Below are 15,144 nucleotides of genomic sequence, written 5' to 3'. Positions count from 1 at the left end.
GTCGGCCCAAAGGCCGCCAAGTCCCACCAAAAAAACCTCAAAGCAACCCCTCACTCTCCGGCAGCTCATACGCCACAGCCGCATTGCTCCCACCGGCAGATTTCCCGGGCCTACCCAACGTCGGCTCCTTCTGCAAACACTCCACCAGATAATCAATAAACACCCGCAACTTCGGCGGCAAATAACGCGTCGGCGAATGCAGCAACCACAACCCGCCATGATAGGAAGCAAGAAACGTCCAGTCCGGCAACACCTGCACAATCAACTTCTGTTCCAGCGCATAACGCGCCGTGAAATACGGCAGACTGCCAATGCCGATGTGCTGCAACACCGCCCCCAAGCGCACGCCCGTGTGATTGGCGGCATAACGCCCACGCACACCGACCGTCACCGCCTTGCTGCCCTTCTTGAATTTCCAGCGTGCATCGCTCGGCGTTTCGCCCAGATAAATACAACTGTGGTTGAGCAAATCGTGAGGATGCGTCGGCGTGCCGTGTTCGGCCAGGTATTGCGGCGTGGCGCAAAGCAAATGATCGATGGTCAGCAACTGCCGCCCGACCAGACCCGCCGGCGGACGATCAGTGATGCGTATCGCCAGATCAACGTGATCATCGATCAGATCGACCTGACGATCTTCCAGCAACAACTCGACATCGACCTTGGGATAGCGGCGCAGAAACTCCGGCATGTGCGGATGAATCACAAAGCGCCCCACCGCTTTCGGCACGCTGACCCGTACCAGACCTTCGGCTTCGTGGGTGAACTGGCCGCTGATTTCCATCACCGACCTGGCCGCACTGACCATTTCCTGGCAACGCTTGAACACCTCTTCGCCGCCATCGCTCAAGCGCAGCTTACGCGTGGTGCGCTGCAGCAAGCGCGTGGCCAACGCCTTTTCCAAGCGGGAAATACTGCGACTGACCGCCGAGGGTGAGGAACCCATCTGCCGGGCTGCTTCGGAGAAGCTGCCGGTCTCGACGACCTTGACGAAAATCGCCATTTCACCCAGCAGCGGCAGCGGAAGATTGATGCTCACAACGCACAAGTCCTTTGATGTTCGAATGGATTATCACGTTATTGCACGATTCATATAATAAAAACAGAACTTCGATCAGGGCATGGAATATGACGCTTCGCCTGTTTTTTCACAGTGACGACCTCAAGGCGAATGTCGAAGTCCTCGACTGCACACCCCACGAGAACGAATTCGCCGTAGTGCTGCGCGCGACCCTGTTTCACCCCCAGGGCGGTGGACAGCCTAGCGATACCGGCTGGATCGGTGAAAGCCGGGTGTCGCGAGTGGTACAAGAGCCGGAGTGCATTGTGCATTTCGTCGACCGACCGCTGCCGCTGGGCATGACCGTCATCCGCATCGATGAAGAACGCCGCCGCTTCAACACACGCATGCACTCGGCCGGGCACCTGATCGGTCATTTCATTCAGGCCATGGGCTGGATGCCGATCAAGGCGCACCACTGGCCGGACGAAGGCCGGGTGCAATTCAAACCGGGCGATGGCGCGGAAGAAGTCGATGCGCCAACCGTGCAAACCGGTATCGAGCAGTGGATCGAACACGATCTGCCGCGTCTGACTTCACTGCGCGAGGGCGCGCGGGAAATCAGTTTCGGTGAGCTGCCAGCCTATGGCTGCGGTGGCACCCATGTACGCAGCCTGAAGGATCTGGGCACAGTCACGATCGCGTCGCTTTCGCAGAAGAAAGGCACGCTGTCCGTCCACTACAGCGTGGATTGAGCATTTCGGACGTTGCCGTCGCGCAACCTCCGACGCCGGGGAACCGCACTCGCCGGTTCCGTTGACTATCGATAGATGGACCTAAAACAAATGATGCTAGACGTCGAGCGTCTCGATGAGACGTGCATAAAAAAACTGGCCAACGAAGAAGTCCTCGCCATCCGCGTCAAACGCTTTCTCCCCGAGCCGCTGGCGATCGAAATTGGCGACAAGATCCTCGCCCCGGGCTTTGAGGGCTACATCAACGCGCCCAGCATAGGCCGCATCGGCATGGCCTTCTACGAGGCGGAAAACCAGCCGCTGCTGATCGAAGATTACTTCGAACGCGCCACCCGCAACATCGCCGAACTGCGCCAGCGCTGCGCGCCCTACTCCTCGCCGATCGACACCCTGCGCTGCATGCTCGATGAGTCCTGGCCCGCCGGCGCGCATCTGGAAAATCTCTACGGACGCAAGATGTATGTCGGCTTGTCGCGGGTGGTCAAACCCGGCGTGTGCTTTCTTGCCCATCACGACATCTTCGCCAAGGACGCCCCGGACAGTTTTCAGGCGCGCAGCCTCGAGGCGCAATTTGCCTGCAACGTCTACCTGAACATGCCCACCGAGGGTGGCGCCTTGCAGATGTGGAATGACCACATCACCCCGGATCAATTCGACGAAATGCGCGGCGACAGTTATGGCATCGAGCCGTCGCTGCTGGGGCCGCCGGCGCTGGAAGTACGACCGCAGCCCGGCGATTTCATCATGTTCAATTCGCGGCGCATGCACTCGGTGACTCCGGGCGTGGCCGATCCGCGTTTGAGCCTGTCGTTCTTTGTCGGCTATCGCGGCAATGCCTCCCCTCTGACTTTCTGGAGCTGACATGCTTTCCAATTACCTGGGCGAATTTCTCGCATTGGCGACCATCCACTTTCTCGCCGTGGTGGCGCCCGGTCCGGACTTCGCCGTGACCATCCGCCAGAGCGTGCGCTTCGGCCGGCTCGTCGGCATCTGCACTGCGCTGGGCATCGGCGCGGGAATCTCCGTGCACGTGCTGTATACCCTGCTCGGCGTCGGCGCCTTGATGCACACCACGCCGTGGCTGCTGACTGTGGCCAAAGTGGTCGGTGGGGCTTACATCCTCTATCTGGGCGTCAGCCTGATCCGCAGCAAACCCAAGAGCAGCGTCGAAGGCGAAAAAACCGCCGATGAGCCACTGGTTGAACAGTCACTGTTCAAGGCATTCAGCACCGGTTTTCTGACCAACGCGACCAACCCCAAGGCCACGCTGTTTTTCCTGGCCATCTTCACCACGATCATCAGTGCCAGCACACCGCTGCAGATCCAGGCGTTCTATGGTTTGTGGATGTGCTTCGTCAACGCGCTGTGGTTCGTGATCGTCGCGCTGTTTTTCTCCAGCAACAAAGTGCGCCTGCTGTTCATGCGCCTTGGACACTGGTTCGAGCGCAGCATGGGCGTCATCCTCATTCTATTTGCCGGACGCCTGATGCTGTCGATGTAACTCGCACAAAAAAGTCCCGGCATCAGTTGCCGGGATTTTTTCATTTGTGCGCCTCTTTTGCATTTCTGTGCGACAGATCAAGTTTGTGACTCCCTCTTCACCTGCTCATGGTGGTAGGTTGCAAAATGTTTCTGCCGCAAGCGTCAGACATATTCTCCCAATCTCTAGCAAAGGAATGCCTGTTACATGGTCTTTTCCCTGAAAAAACTGGCCGCTGCCACGCTCGTCATGGCCAGCCTCACCGCGTTTACCAGCGCCGCACAAGCCAACATCACTGCCGAGCAAAGTGCAGCGATTCTGAAATCCTTCGATGGCAAGAACGTGACGGACTTCCGTAGCTTCCTTGGCAGCCTGGCGAAAAGCGACCTGGCCAAGACGGATAAGCTCAACCCGTCCATCAGCGCCTTTCTCGACAACAAGACCCTGAACGCCGAACAGCAGAATGAAATTCATCGCTTGCTGGGCATTTATACCCGCGTGAAATATGGCAAGGCCGCGCTGGAAACCCTGCGCCAACTCGTCGAGATCCCGACCTTCCGCAAGGACGGCGTGGAGCAACACGACAACCCGGAATTCATCAAGATTGCCGGCGAGATCCAGAAACTCGCCGAATCTTTCGGTCTGAAATTCCGCAACGTCGATAACCGTGTCTACGAAATTTCTCTGGAAGGCAAAGGCGACGAAGTCGTCGGTATTCACGCGCACGCCGATGTGGTGCCGGTGACGCCGGAAAACTGGGTGCTGAAGGACGGCACCAAACTCGACCCGTTCAAAGTCACGCTGATCGGTGATCGCATGTACGGCCGGGGCACTGAAGACGACAAGAACGCGATCGTCGTAGCGCTGTATGCCATGAAAGTGATCAAGGACGAGAAACTGCCCCTGGCGCGCAACTTCAAGTTGCTGGTCGACACCACCGAAGAAACCAGCGGCGACGCCATTCCTTATTACTTCGAACGCAACCCGACGCCGAACTACAACATGGCGCTGGACGGCGGTTATCCGGTGGTGATCGCCGAAAAAGGTTACGGCACCGTCATGGCCAACTTTGCCAAACGCAAAGCTGAAGGCACCGGCGCGGAAATCGTTTCGATGACTGGCGGCAAAGCGACCAACCAGATCCCATCGGCTTCGGTGGTCACACTGGTAACCGACAAGCCAGCCGAGCTCGCCGCCAGTCTGCAAAAAGCCGGCGACGCTTATGCCAAAGCCAATGGCGGCGATTTCGAAGTCGCGGCGAAGGTTGATGGCAAGGACGTCAAACTGACCGTCACCGGCGTTTCTGCGCACTCCTCCGAGCCTGAGTCCGGCGTCAACCCGGTCGCGCGCATGTTGAGTTTCCTCAACAGCCTGAACGGCCAAATCGCGCTCAAGCACAACCAGTTCACCGACGCGGCGCGCTATGCCGATGACAACTGGGGCCTGGATTATCTGGGCAAAAAACTTGGCGTTGGCTTCTCTGATTCGTTCATGGGACCACTGACCACCTCGCTGACCTACGTCGGTGAGGATGACAAAACCTTCAAGCTGGCGGTGAATCTGCGCGTACCGAAGGGCAAGTCTCCGGAAAAGCTCAAGGCTGAAATTGCTGAGAAACTGGATGCCTGGAGCAAGAAGACTCATGTCGCTGTAGCGTTCGACTATTCCGTGGCCGAGCCGATGTATCGCAACCCCGAGGGGGAGTGGGTCAAGGCGCTGCTTGCCGTAGCCAGCGAAAACCTCGGCATGAAGTCGGAATTCGGTACTTCCGCTGGCGCGACTTCGGTTCACGAATTGCCGAACGGCGTGCAATTCGGCCTGGCGCGACCTGAGGCCAAATACACCGGCCACACCGATGGCGAATTCAAAACCGTTGAGCAGTTCCTGCTGGACCTGCAGATCGTCACGGAAATGATGGGGCGTGTCGGGCAGTTGCCGAAGCTTTGAATATCGGTTCAACCCGGTGGTAAAGAAAGGCCCGAGGGTATGCACCCTCGGGCCTTTCTTTCATTGCGTGACCGTGGTCGCTTCCCGGCTGCGGTGGACGAAGCGCCACCCCATCAACACCGTCGCCAGCGTCAACGCAGTGATGAGTCCTGCCCATATCCCTTGCGGCCCCCAGCCCATACCAAATGCCATCAGGCATCCCAACGGTAGACCTATTCCCCAGTAACAGAAAATCGCCAGCCACATGGGGATTCGCGTGTCCTGCAAACCGCGCAACGCTCCCGCCGCGAGCATCTGCATGCCATCTGGGAACTGCAAAGCCGCAGCGTAGAGGAGCAGCGTTGAGGCCAGCGCGGTGACCGCGAGATCCGAGCTGTACCAGCCGGCAATCATCTGATTGCCCAAAAGCATGGCCAACATCGAAAAACTCTGGGCGACAACAACGATGACACAACCCGCATACGCCGCCCGCCGCACCGCCCTGAAGTCGCCTCGGCCCAGCGCGTGACCGACCCGCACGGTTGTCGCCTCGGCGACGGCGACCGGAATCATGAAACACAGCTGCGCGAGATTGACTGCGATCTGATGCGCCGCGAGAAAGGTCGAACCGAGTCGGCCGATGAGTAACGAGGTAACGATGAAAAGACTGCCCTGGGTCAGAATCGCAATACCGATTGGCATTCCGACCTTCAGCAAATCGAGGATGCCAGCGCGACACGGCAGATCAAACCGGGAAAACAGCTGCAAATGCGCCAACCGTTTGCCGCGCCACAGGTAACAGGCGAACAGCAGCGCCTGCAGCCACATCAACGATGCCGAGGCAATGCCCAGGCCTTGAGCACCCAGTTCCGGAAACCCAAGCTTGCCGTTGGTCAGCACGTAACCCATTGGCGCCAGCAACAGCAACCCACCAAAACTTAGAATCATGGTCGGGCGCATCCAGTGCATTCCTTCGCACAGATAACGCATGCAGAAAAACAGCGTCAGCGCCGGACTGCCCCATCGCACGGCGTGCAAAAAGTCTCGTGCGCCGGGAATCATTTGCGGCGCAATTCCTGCCGGCGCCAGTAATGCCGGCGCGAGGCTGAGAAAAGCGAACATCACGCCCCCCATGAACAGCGCCAACCAGAGTGCCTGGCGGAACACCGGACCGATCTCGCTTATTCGATCCGCGCCGTGCAAACGTGCGACCGAAGCGGTCAGCGCAATCAGCGTACCGATCGGCACCAGCATCGGCAGCCACAACAAGGCAGTGCCCAAAGTCACCGCCGCCAGGGTATCGGTGCCATGGTTGCCGGCGATCAGGTTATCAACGAAGGCGATAAGCCCGGCACTGACATGCCCGATGACCAACGGCAACGCCAGCCAGGCGGTGGCCCGTATTTCTCGCAAAGCATCAACAGTGGCAGTTTTTTGAAACATTGAATGAGATCCTCAGAATCGACTGGCCGATGCTGGCGTCATAGCCAGGAACGGCGTCGTTATCTCAGAATTGCCCATGCGCTGGCTGTCGGCTGCTTCCGAGTTTCACGGGATCGCTGTAGGAAAGTTGTAACAGAGCGCGGCAGGTACAAAACGCGCACAAACAAAAACGCCGATCATCACTGATCGGCGTTTTTATGAAATTGGAGCGGGAAACGAGACTCGAACTCGCGACCCCGACCTTGGCAAGGTCGTGCTCTACCAACTGAGCTATTCCCGCAAATGGCGTCCCCTAGGGGACTCGAACCCCTGTTACCGCCGTGAAAGGGCGGTGTCCTAGGCCACTAGACGAAGGGGACACGCTACCCGGAACACATGGTGTGTGTTTCGGTGTCCAGATCCGAATCCGAAGATTTGGTTCTGGTTTCACTCAGCACCGCCCGAAAGCACTGCTGTTTAAAATTGGAGCGGGAAACGAGACTCGAACTCGCGACCCCGACCTTGGCAAGGTCGTGCTCTACCAACTGAGCTATTCCCGCATTGGCGTCCCCTAGGGGACTCGAACCCCTGTTACCGCCGTGAAAGGGCGGTGTCCTAGGCCACTAGACGAAGGGGACACACTACAACATTCACTCCCTGCCGCGTTTCGCTGTGTGCTTTACGCTGCAAGTGGCGCGCATTCTATGGATGGATTGAGGGGTCGTCAACCCCCTGATATAAATTTATTTAAATCAATGACTTCGACCTGGATTACGGGCCGCGTAGGGCTTTTCCGTCGTCCGAAACCTGACGCCTATATTCCGCCACTCGCCAAGACGTTATAGTCACCGCACAGTGATGGCAATCTGCACATCAAGCGCCAGCATTCATCTATACAGCCGGCGGCCGATACAGATTGCAGCAGCCGATCAAACCCGTCGAGCGGCGCTAGGCGCCTAAATGCCCAGCCACTACACTCGCATGCGAACCCTATAAAGAGGTCTTACCGGTGACACCACTCATGATCACCCTGCTAGTCGTAGCCGGGATCGCAATTCTGATCGCCATTGGCTACATGAACCATGTGGTGGAAAACAACAAACTGGAGAAGGCCCGCACCAAAGTCGAACTCAACGACCGCCTGCGCCGATGCGGCGAACTGACCGAAACCTTCCCTGGCCAGTTCATGACCCCGGCGCTGAAACTGCTGCTGACCCGCCTGGAACTCAACGTCTGCCAGCGCCTGCTCAATCTGGAAAAGACCAGCGCAACCACCAAGGCCCGCATCACCGAACTCAGCGCCCTCGTTGCCCAGGGCGAATCGATCCCGGTGAACAACCCGCCCGCGCCGATCCTGACCGAAGCCAAGGCCAAAGACGTACGCTTCCTCCTCGAAGCCCTGCACGGCCAGATCACCCGCGCCGCCCACGACGGTTTCCTGCCTCCGAACGAAGCCAAACAATGGATTCGCGAAGTGCGCCATATCCTCGTGCTGCTGCACATCGAATTCTTCAACAACCTCGGCCAACAGTCCCTGCAACAAAACCAACCCGGCCAGGCCCGCCTCGCCTTCGAACGCGGCGTGCAATATCTGCGCAAACAGCAGGATCCGCAGATGTATGCCGAGCAACTGCAATATCTGGAAAAACTCCTCGCCCGAGCCAACGCCCAGGTCATGGACAAGATCGCCCCGGTGGAAGGTGAAGAAAACCAACTGACCGCCGGCTTGAAAGATGCCGAAGCGGATGCCGACTGGAAGAAGAAAGTGATTTACGACTGAGTCGCGAATGCTGGGGAGAAAAGCCACCGTTATTGGTGGCTTTTTTGTGGGCGACTTGGAAGAGAATGTGAATTGAAGACCGCTTTCGCGAGCAGGCTCACTCCCACATTGGGAAGCAGTGTTCTCAGGTAAAAATCGGTCGGCTGTCAGGCCGCCTTCGCTGGCAAGTCAGCTCCCACAGAACAGCAAAAGCAAACCCGGGCCATCCCCACGCGGCGAAGCCGAGAGCCTGGCCGGCCCAAAGGCCGCCAAGAATCAAAGCCGAAAATGCCCAACCATCGAGCGCAACTCCCCGCCCAACTGCGCCAGCTCAACACTCGAAGCCGCATTCCCGCGCATCGCCACGGAAGAGTGATCCGCGCTCGCACGAATCTGCGTAACACTGCGATTGATCTCCTCTGCCACCGAACTCTGCTCCTCCGCCGCCGCCGCGATCTGCTGATTCATCTGCTGAATCAACGACACCGCCGCCGCAATACTCCCCAGCGCACTCTCGGTCTGCAACGCATCACTGACCGCCAGCTTCACCAGTTCGCCACTGCTGCGAATCTGCTGCACCGACGACTGCGCCGCCGCCCGCAAGGCACTCACCAAGCGTTCGATCTCCTCGGTTGACTGTTGCGTACGCCGCGCCAGCGCACGCACCTCATCGGCCACCACGGCAAATCCCCTGCCCTGCTCGCCGGCCCGCGCCGCTTCGATCGCCGCGTTCAGCGCCAACAGATTGGTCTGCTCGGCCACGCTCTTGATCACCTCCAGCACCGTGCCGATATTCTGAATCTCGGCGCTGAGGCTCTCGATGCTGGAACTGGCCGAGGTCGCTGAATCCGCCAACTGCTCGATCCGCGCCATGCTTTGGCGCACCACTTGCTGTCCGCTCTCGACCTTGTCATCCGCCGTCTGCGCCGCCAGCGCCGCCTCTTCGGCATTGCGCGCAACGTCATGCACGGTGGCGGTCATCTGGTTCATGGCGGTGGCGACCTGCTCGGTTTCCTCCTTCTGGCTGTTGACCTCCAGATTGGTCTGCTCGGTCACCGCCGACAGTGATTGCGCGGAACCGGCCAAGCGCTCGATTCCGGCCTGCAAGCCACTGACAATCGTGCCCAGGCCGGCAGCCATCTGCTGCATCGCCAACATCAGCTGGCCCATTTCATCACGGCGTGTCACCTCGACCTTTGCCGTGAGATCACCCGCAGCAATCTGCTGCGCCACACGAATCACACTGCGCAACGGTGCCACGATCAGACGCGTGATCACCCATGCAGCGAGCAATCCGACCAACAAGGCCAGCGCCGAAGAACCAATGATCAATACCGTGTTCTTTTTCAGCTCCGTCTGCATCGATGCGTCTTCGGCGACATAGGCTTGATTGACCCGGTCCACCACCTGCGCAGCACGCTGATGCAATTGGTCATAAACCGTTTTCTCTTGCGCCAGCAAACCGGTGTACTCCGCCAGTTTCTCGTTGAATCCGGCGATATGCCCCGAGACTTCATTGAGCACAGTCAGATAGCCCTCATCCTTGACCGTGCTTTTCAACGCTTCAGCCTGCTCCTGCGCTTGCGCGGCCTGCTCGATGTTGCCCTGGCCGGCATTGTCGGCATCGCCCTTGCGGCTTTGATCCAGCCGCACCCGCGCTTCGTTCATCGCTTGCAGCATCAGTCGCGAGACCTGACTGACCTGATTCGCCTGTTCGATGAACTGCGCGCCGTCCTTGCCCTCGGTGTCTTTCAGCGTATAGGCGCCATCATCGGCCAGCCCGCTCTGCAACACGTCGAGGTTATTGGCCACGCTGGACACCGACCAACTGGCCATTTCCAGTGCGAGGTCCTTGGCCTGGCTCAGCGAGACGAATTCATCGAAGGCCTTGCGATACGCGCCCAGCGCTTGCTCGACATCGCTCATCACCGGCACATTGGCCGGTGAATGTGCCTTGAGCTCACCGGCAAGAACAATCAGCCCATCGACGCCCTCGCGCAAGGCGTCGGCGGTTTTCGGGTTGCCGCGCAGCGCGTACTCCTGCTCGAGCAGGCGCACCTTGAGCAGGCCGCTGTTGAGCGCGGACATCTGCTTCAAGCCGTCGAAACGCAGACTGATGGTTTGCAGGGACCAGACGCCGATCGCCGCGACCAGTGCAGTCAGCAGCAAGACCAGCACGAATCCGATACCCAGTTTTTTCGCCATACCGAGGTTGGCAAAACGTCCTTGCACGGCCGAAATCATTGCGCGTAGTCCCCTGCCAAAGTCTGTGAACGAAGATTCGCAACGGGCTCGAACCAGCACAAGTCTCCGGCGTCGGAATAATGGCAAAAAGCTACGCCCGCGTCGTTTTCAGAATGCTGGAGGTCGATCCGCGCAAGTATTGCGAAAAAACTGCCGAGCCCGAGGGTCGCAGGCACAGGCCACATTGATGCGCTGCCAGTCACCGCACTCACCGCTGGGACTGAAGGCGTCCGCTGCCGATAACTCCAGCCCGCAACGCTGGGCCTGCCTGCGCACCGACGTCTGATCCTTCAACCGTGCACGCGCCCAGATGAAAAGCCCGCCAACCGGCTTGCCGAACACTTCCCACTCGGCATCTTCCAGAGCCTGCAAGGCCGCCGCGCGATCGGCATTCAAGCGCTGGCGCTGGCGCTGCACCAGTTTGCGATAGGCGCCGGTCGCCATCAGCCTGGCCAGCACCGCTTCGGCCAGCCTCGAACAGCCCAGGCCGCTGATCATCTTGACCTCAGCCAGCCGCGTCAGCAGCTCGCTGTCCGCCAGGACAAAACCGACCCGCAACGAACTGCTCAGTGTCTTGGAGAAGCTGCCCACATAAGCGACCCGTCCCTCATGATCCAGCGCTGCCAGCCGCGTACCGTTGCCAGTGTGCAGATCAGCATAGACGTCATCTTCGATCACGCGCAGGTCGTAGATCTTGCTCAACTGCACGATGCGCTGGGCAACGGCGGGCGTCAGGCAACTGCCGGTGGGATTGTGGTGATGACTGCCGATGAACAAGGCAGCGGGACGAAACTGACGCAGCACCGACTCGAGCATTTCGGTGTCCGGCCCGCTCGGCGTGCGACGAACTTCGAGCATGCGTACGCCGTGCAGACGCAGCAGGTCAAACAACGGTGCATATCCGGGCGTTTCCACCACCACGCAATCGCCGGCCTTGAACAGGGTACGCACGATCAGATCCAGCGCATGACTGGCACCGCTGGTGCTCATCACCCGGGTACTGCAGGCGTCGATATTCAGCAGTTTGAGGCGCTTGGCAATCTGCTCGCGCAACGCTGGCAGCCCCAGCGGCGAGCTGTAATTGAACAGACTCGCCATGTCGGTGCGTGCCACCTCGCGCAACGCGTAGCTGAGGTCGTCGGGCTCGCGCCAGCTCGGCGGCAGGCTTCCCTGGCCCAATATCAAGCGATTCGTTGAGGCGTTCACCTCATCACACCATGCCTGGCGACCCTCGAACGTTGCCAGTTCCGAGTCCGCTTCGCGCAACGACGGCGCGGCCGCGACGATGAATCCGGCGCCCTGACGCGCAGTCAACACACCTTGCGAAACCAGGCGCTCGCAGGCTTCGACGACGCACGACTGGCTGAGCAGATTACCCCGGGCGATTTGCCGTACGGAGGGCAACCGGGTGGCCGGCGGGATACCGCTTTGCACGATCCAGTCAGTCATTCCATCGACAATCTGCTGCACGACCGGCACCATTGCCTGTCGGTCAATTCTCAGTTCCATGAGCTCGCAAACTCCTGTCAGTTTTGCTGGCAGCAGTAAATCACAGCGGCGCCGCCGAGGCTGTGCGACAACGCCGCCAAATGCGGCAGTTCTAACGGTTTGATACACATTGTTTAACTGTATTCACATCCCAGGACGCGAGACGCAAAAAAGCCCGCACGCAGGCGGGCTCTTTGTATAACGACAACATTCAGAACGCCGTCACGCCGCCATCCACCGCCAGCGAGTGCCCGGTGGTGAACGCTGCGCCATCGCTGCACAGATACAGCACCGCGCTGGCGATTTCCTCGACCTTGCCGATGCGCCCGACCGGGTGCATGGCGTTGGCGAATTCGCCCTTCTTCGGATCGGCTTCGTAGGCGCGGCGGAACATGTCCGTATCGATCACTGCCGGGCACACTGCGTTGACACGGATTTTCTTCTTCGCGTATTCGATCGCCGCCGACTTGGTCAGGCCGATCACTGCGTGTTTCGACGCCGCGTAGATGCTCATCTTCGGCGCTGCGCCCAGCCCGGCCACCGACGCCGTGTTGACGATCGCGCCACCGCCCTGCGCCAACAGCAGCGGCAACTGATACTTCATGCACAGCCAGACGCCTTTGACGTTGACGCCCATGATCGCGTCGAATTCGTCCAGCGAACCGTCGGCGAGTTTGCCTTTCTCGATTTCGATCCCGGCGTTGTTGAAGGCATAGTCGAGACGACCGTAGGTATTGATTACCTCATCCATCAGATTTTTTACATCGCTTTCCAGCGTCACGTCGCAGCGCACGAAGGACGCTTCGCCACCGGCGGTACGAATCAGCGCCACAGTGCCTTCACCGCCGGCAGCGTCCAGGTCAGCCACCACCACTTTCAGGCCCTCGGCGGCAAACGCCAGGGCTGTCGCGCGGCCGATGCCGTGGGCGGCTCCCGTGATTACAACCACCTGACCGGAAAACGTCATGCTCATGGGTATGTCCTCGAACGCAAAAACTGGGGGATGTTGGCGTCGCAGCATAGCCAAGCGCAGCGAACGCGCGTCAGCACTATGCAATCGCTGTTTACCGGCGCATGCGCCGCAGTGATAAAACCCGCGCCGTAACCATCACTGCACTGGATCGACCTGCATTCGCCGCATCGGCCAACCTTGCGACATCGCCGCCGAAGGGCTATCAACAAGGCTTCATTCCGTTCGAGTGCCTGTCATGACCAACCAGACCAATCGCCAGTTCCTGCTCGCCAAACGCCCGGTGGGCGCCGCAACCCGCGAGACCTTCACTTACCAGGAAGTACCGGTCGGCGAGCCACAGGCAGGACAGATTCTGGTGAAAAACGAATACTTGTCCCTCGACCCGGCCATGCGCGGCTGGATGAACGAAGGCAAGTCCTACATCCCGCCGGTCGGGATCGGTGAAGTCATGCGCGCACTGGGCGTGGGAAAAGTCATCGCTTCGAACAATCCCGGCTTCGCCGTCGGCGATTACGTCAACGGCGCGCTCGGTGTGCAGGATTACTTCCTCGGCGAGCCGCGCGGCTTCTACAAGGTCGACCCGAAACTTGCGCCATTGCCACGCTATCTGTCTGCGCTGGGCATGACCGGCATGACCGCCTACTTCGCCCTGCTCGACGTGGGCGCACCGAAGGCCGGTGAAACCGTGGTGCTGTCCGGCGCGGCCGGTGCGGTGGGCAGCGTGGCCGGGCAGATTGCCAAGATCAAAGGCTGCCGCGTCGTCGGCATTGCCGGCGGGGCCGACAAGTGCAAATTCCTCATCGACGAATTGGGCTTCGACGGCGCCATCGATTACAAGGCCGAAGACGTCGTGGCCGGACTGAAGCGCGAATGTCCGAAAGGCGTGGACGTGTACTTCGATAACGTCGGTGGCGACATTCTCGACGCGGTGCTGAGCCGCTTGAACATGAAAGCGCGGGTGGTGATCTGCGGCGCCATCAGCCAGTACAACAATAAAGAAGCGGTCAAAGGCCCGGCCAATTACCTGTCACTGCTGGTCAATCGCGCGCGCATGGAAGGTTTTGTGGTGATGGACTACGCCGCGCAATTTGCCAGCGCCGCGCAGGAGATGGCCGGCTGGATGGCCAACGGGCAGCTCAAGAGCAAGGAAGATGTGGTTGAAGGACTTGAGACGTTCCCGGAGACGCTGATGAAACTGTTCAACGGCGAGAACTTTGGCAAGTTGGTGTTGAAGGTTTAAGGCCAGCCTGAAACCAATGTGGGAGCGAGCCTGCTCGCGAAAGCGGTGGATCAGTCAGTAATGATGCCGACTGACACTCCCTCTTCGCGAGCAGGCTCGCTCCCACAGTTGGATCTTCAATAAGCTTTAGGAAATTTCGGCTACGACTGCGGCCAACGCTTGCGCCGGATCTGCCGCCTGGCTGATCGGACGGCCGATTACCAGGTAATCGGAACCGGCATCCAGTGCCTGACGCGGGGTCAGAATGCGCCGTTGATCGTCTTGCGCGCTGCCCGCCGGGCGAATCCCCGGGGTCACCAGTTGCAGCGACGGGTGCGCGGTTTTCAGCGCCAATGCCTCCAGCGCCGAACACACCAGACCGTCCATCCCGGCCTTCTCGGCCAGTGCCGCCAGACGCAGCACTTGTTCCTGCGGCTCGATATCCAGACCGATACCGGCCAGATCCTCGCGCTCCATGCTGGTCAGCACGGTCACGCCGATCAGCAACGGCTGCGGGCCGCTGCGCTTGTCCAGCTCTTCACGGCAGGCAGCCATCATGCGCAGACCGCCGGAGCAGTGCACGTTGACCATCCACACGCCCATCTCGGCAGCGGCTTTCACGGCCATTGCGGTGGTGTTGGGAATGTCGTGGAATTTCAGGTCCAGGAACACTTCGAAACCCTTGTCACGCAGGGTGCCGACGATTTCCGCCGCGCAACTGGTGAACAGTTCCTTGCCCACTTTGACCCGGCACAGCTTCGGGTCCAACTGGTCGGCCAGCTTCAGTGCGGCGTCACGGGTGGGGAAATCCAGGGCGACGATGATAGGAGTCTGGCAGGCGGACATGGATGGGCTCTCAGGCTGGTCGAAAACGGCGCGCA

At 59.6% G+C, this 15,144-nt stretch carries 13 protein-coding genes, 4 tRNA genes and 1 pseudogene; 7 read left to right on the top strand and 11 right to left on the bottom strand.

All coding sequences use genetic code 11. The features are described 5' to 3' along the window. Positions 1-37: 37 nt before the first annotated feature. Entirely contained in the window at positions 38-1,036 is a 999-nt protein-coding gene (locus ND528_RS13470; RefSeq protein ID WP_024013940.1) for a LysR family transcriptional regulator, read from the bottom strand. 89 nt (positions 1,037-1,125) lie between these two features. Between ND528_RS13470 and ND528_RS13465 the strand changes: the two genes are divergently transcribed. The 4 genes from ND528_RS13465 (at position 1,126) to ND528_RS13450 (ending at position 5,179) form a co-directional block, all read left to right on the top strand. Further along, a complete protein-coding gene (locus ND528_RS13465) occupies positions 1,126-1,752 on the top strand; it encodes an alanyl-tRNA editing protein (protein ID WP_130911834.1) in 627 nt (208 codons plus the stop codon). 90 nt (positions 1,753-1,842) lie between these two features. After that, positions 1,843-2,613: a 2OG-Fe(II) oxygenase gene (locus ND528_RS13460; protein WP_076563824.1), complete on the top strand. Its 771-nt coding sequence runs from the start codon at positions 1,843-1,845 to the stop codon at positions 2,611-2,613. A gap of 1 nt (position 2,614) precedes the next feature. Beyond that, entirely contained in the window at positions 2,615-3,253 is a 639-nt protein-coding gene (locus tag ND528_RS13455; protein ID WP_016773667.1) for a LysE family translocator, read from the top strand. 186 nt (positions 3,254-3,439) lie between these two features. Further along, a complete protein-coding gene (locus ND528_RS13450; protein WP_263470506.1) occupies positions 3,440-5,179 on the top strand; it encodes a dipeptidase in 1,740 nt (579 codons plus the stop codon). 60 nt (positions 5,180-5,239) lie between these two features. Here the strand turns inward: ND528_RS13450 and ND528_RS13445 are convergent, their stop codons facing one another. The 5 genes from ND528_RS13445 to ND528_RS13425 all read right to left on the bottom strand — a co-directional run bounded on the left by ND528_RS13445 (position 5,240) and on the right by ND528_RS13425 (position 7,218). Then, on the bottom strand, positions 5,240-6,601 hold the full coding sequence (locus ND528_RS13445; RefSeq protein WP_137213902.1) for an MATE family efflux transporter: 1,362 nt from the start codon (positions 6,599-6,601) through the stop codon (positions 5,240-5,242). 204 nt (positions 6,602-6,805) lie between these two features. Further along, a tRNA-Gly gene (locus ND528_RS13440) sits at positions 6,806-6,881 on the bottom strand. A gap of 3 nt (positions 6,882-6,884) precedes the next feature. Continuing rightward, positions 6,885-6,960 (bottom strand) — tRNA-Glu (locus tag ND528_RS13435). A 104-nt stretch (positions 6,961-7,064) separates the two neighbouring features. After that, a tRNA-Gly gene (locus ND528_RS13430) sits at positions 7,065-7,140 on the bottom strand. Between the two features lie 2 nt (positions 7,141-7,142). After that, positions 7,143-7,218: transfer RNA gene (locus tag ND528_RS13425), tRNA-Glu, on the bottom strand. 383 nt (positions 7,219-7,601) lie between these two features. Between ND528_RS13425 and ND528_RS13420 the strand changes: the two genes are divergently transcribed. Then, positions 7,602-8,360, top strand: coding sequence for a hypothetical protein (locus tag ND528_RS13420; RefSeq protein WP_178083664.1), 759 nt, complete (start codon positions 7,602-7,604; stop codon positions 8,358-8,360). A 255-nt stretch (positions 8,361-8,615) separates the two neighbouring features. Here ND528_RS13420 and ND528_RS28430 read toward each other — a convergent pair whose 3' ends face one another. The 4 genes and pseudogenes from ND528_RS28430 to ND528_RS13405 form a co-directional block, all read right to left on the bottom strand. Beyond that, complete coding sequence (locus ND528_RS28430; RefSeq protein WP_371699606.1) at positions 8,616-9,479, bottom strand: methyl-accepting chemotaxis protein; 864 nt, start codon at positions 9,477-9,479, stop codon at positions 8,616-8,618. Beyond that, positions 9,477-9,701 (bottom strand): annotated as a pseudogene (locus ND528_RS28425) (HAMP domain-containing protein); the annotation flags it as partial. The pseudogene ND528_RS28425 and the gene ND528_RS28430, both read right to left, overlap by 3 nt. Positions 9,702-10,691: 990 nt before the next feature. Continuing rightward, on the bottom strand, positions 10,692-12,092 hold the full coding sequence (locus ND528_RS13410; protein ID WP_263470504.1) for an aminotransferase-like domain-containing protein: 1,401 nt from the start codon (positions 12,090-12,092) through the stop codon (positions 10,692-10,694). 190 nt (positions 12,093-12,282) lie between these two features. Continuing rightward, complete coding sequence (locus ND528_RS13405; RefSeq protein ID WP_137213905.1) at positions 12,283-13,044, bottom strand: SDR family oxidoreductase; 762 nt, start codon at positions 13,042-13,044, stop codon at positions 12,283-12,285. Positions 13,045-13,145: 101 nt separating this feature from the next. On the opposite strand from ND528_RS13405, the gene ND528_RS13400 reads away from it, so the two are divergent. Further along, positions 13,146-13,283: a hypothetical protein gene (locus ND528_RS13400; protein WP_161984071.1), complete on the top strand. Its 138-nt coding sequence runs from the start codon at positions 13,146-13,148 to the stop codon at positions 13,281-13,283. Continuing rightward, positions 13,280-14,284 carry an NADP-dependent oxidoreductase gene (locus ND528_RS13395; protein ID WP_137213906.1) on the top strand — a complete coding sequence of 335 codons (1,005 nt, stop codon included), beginning with the start codon at positions 13,280-13,282 and terminating at the stop codon, positions 14,282-14,284. The genes ND528_RS13400 and ND528_RS13395 overlap by 4 nt, the downstream gene beginning before the upstream one ends. A 126-nt stretch (positions 14,285-14,410) precedes the next feature. Here ND528_RS13395 and pyrF read toward each other — a convergent pair whose 3' ends face one another. Further along, positions 14,411-15,109: an orotidine-5'-phosphate decarboxylase gene (gene pyrF, locus ND528_RS13390; RefSeq protein WP_263470503.1), complete on the bottom strand. Its 699-nt coding sequence runs from the start codon at positions 15,107-15,109 to the stop codon at positions 14,411-14,413. Positions 15,110-15,144: the final 35 nt, after the last annotated feature.

The organism is Pseudomonas mercuritolerans (assembly GCF_025706525.1).
Lineage (GTDB): Bacteria > Pseudomonadota > Gammaproteobacteria > Pseudomonadales > Pseudomonadaceae > Aquipseudomonas > Aquipseudomonas mercuritolerans.
The sequence above is the reverse complement of the archived record's forward strand: the minus strand, read 5'-3'. Positions and strand labels throughout refer to the sequence as shown.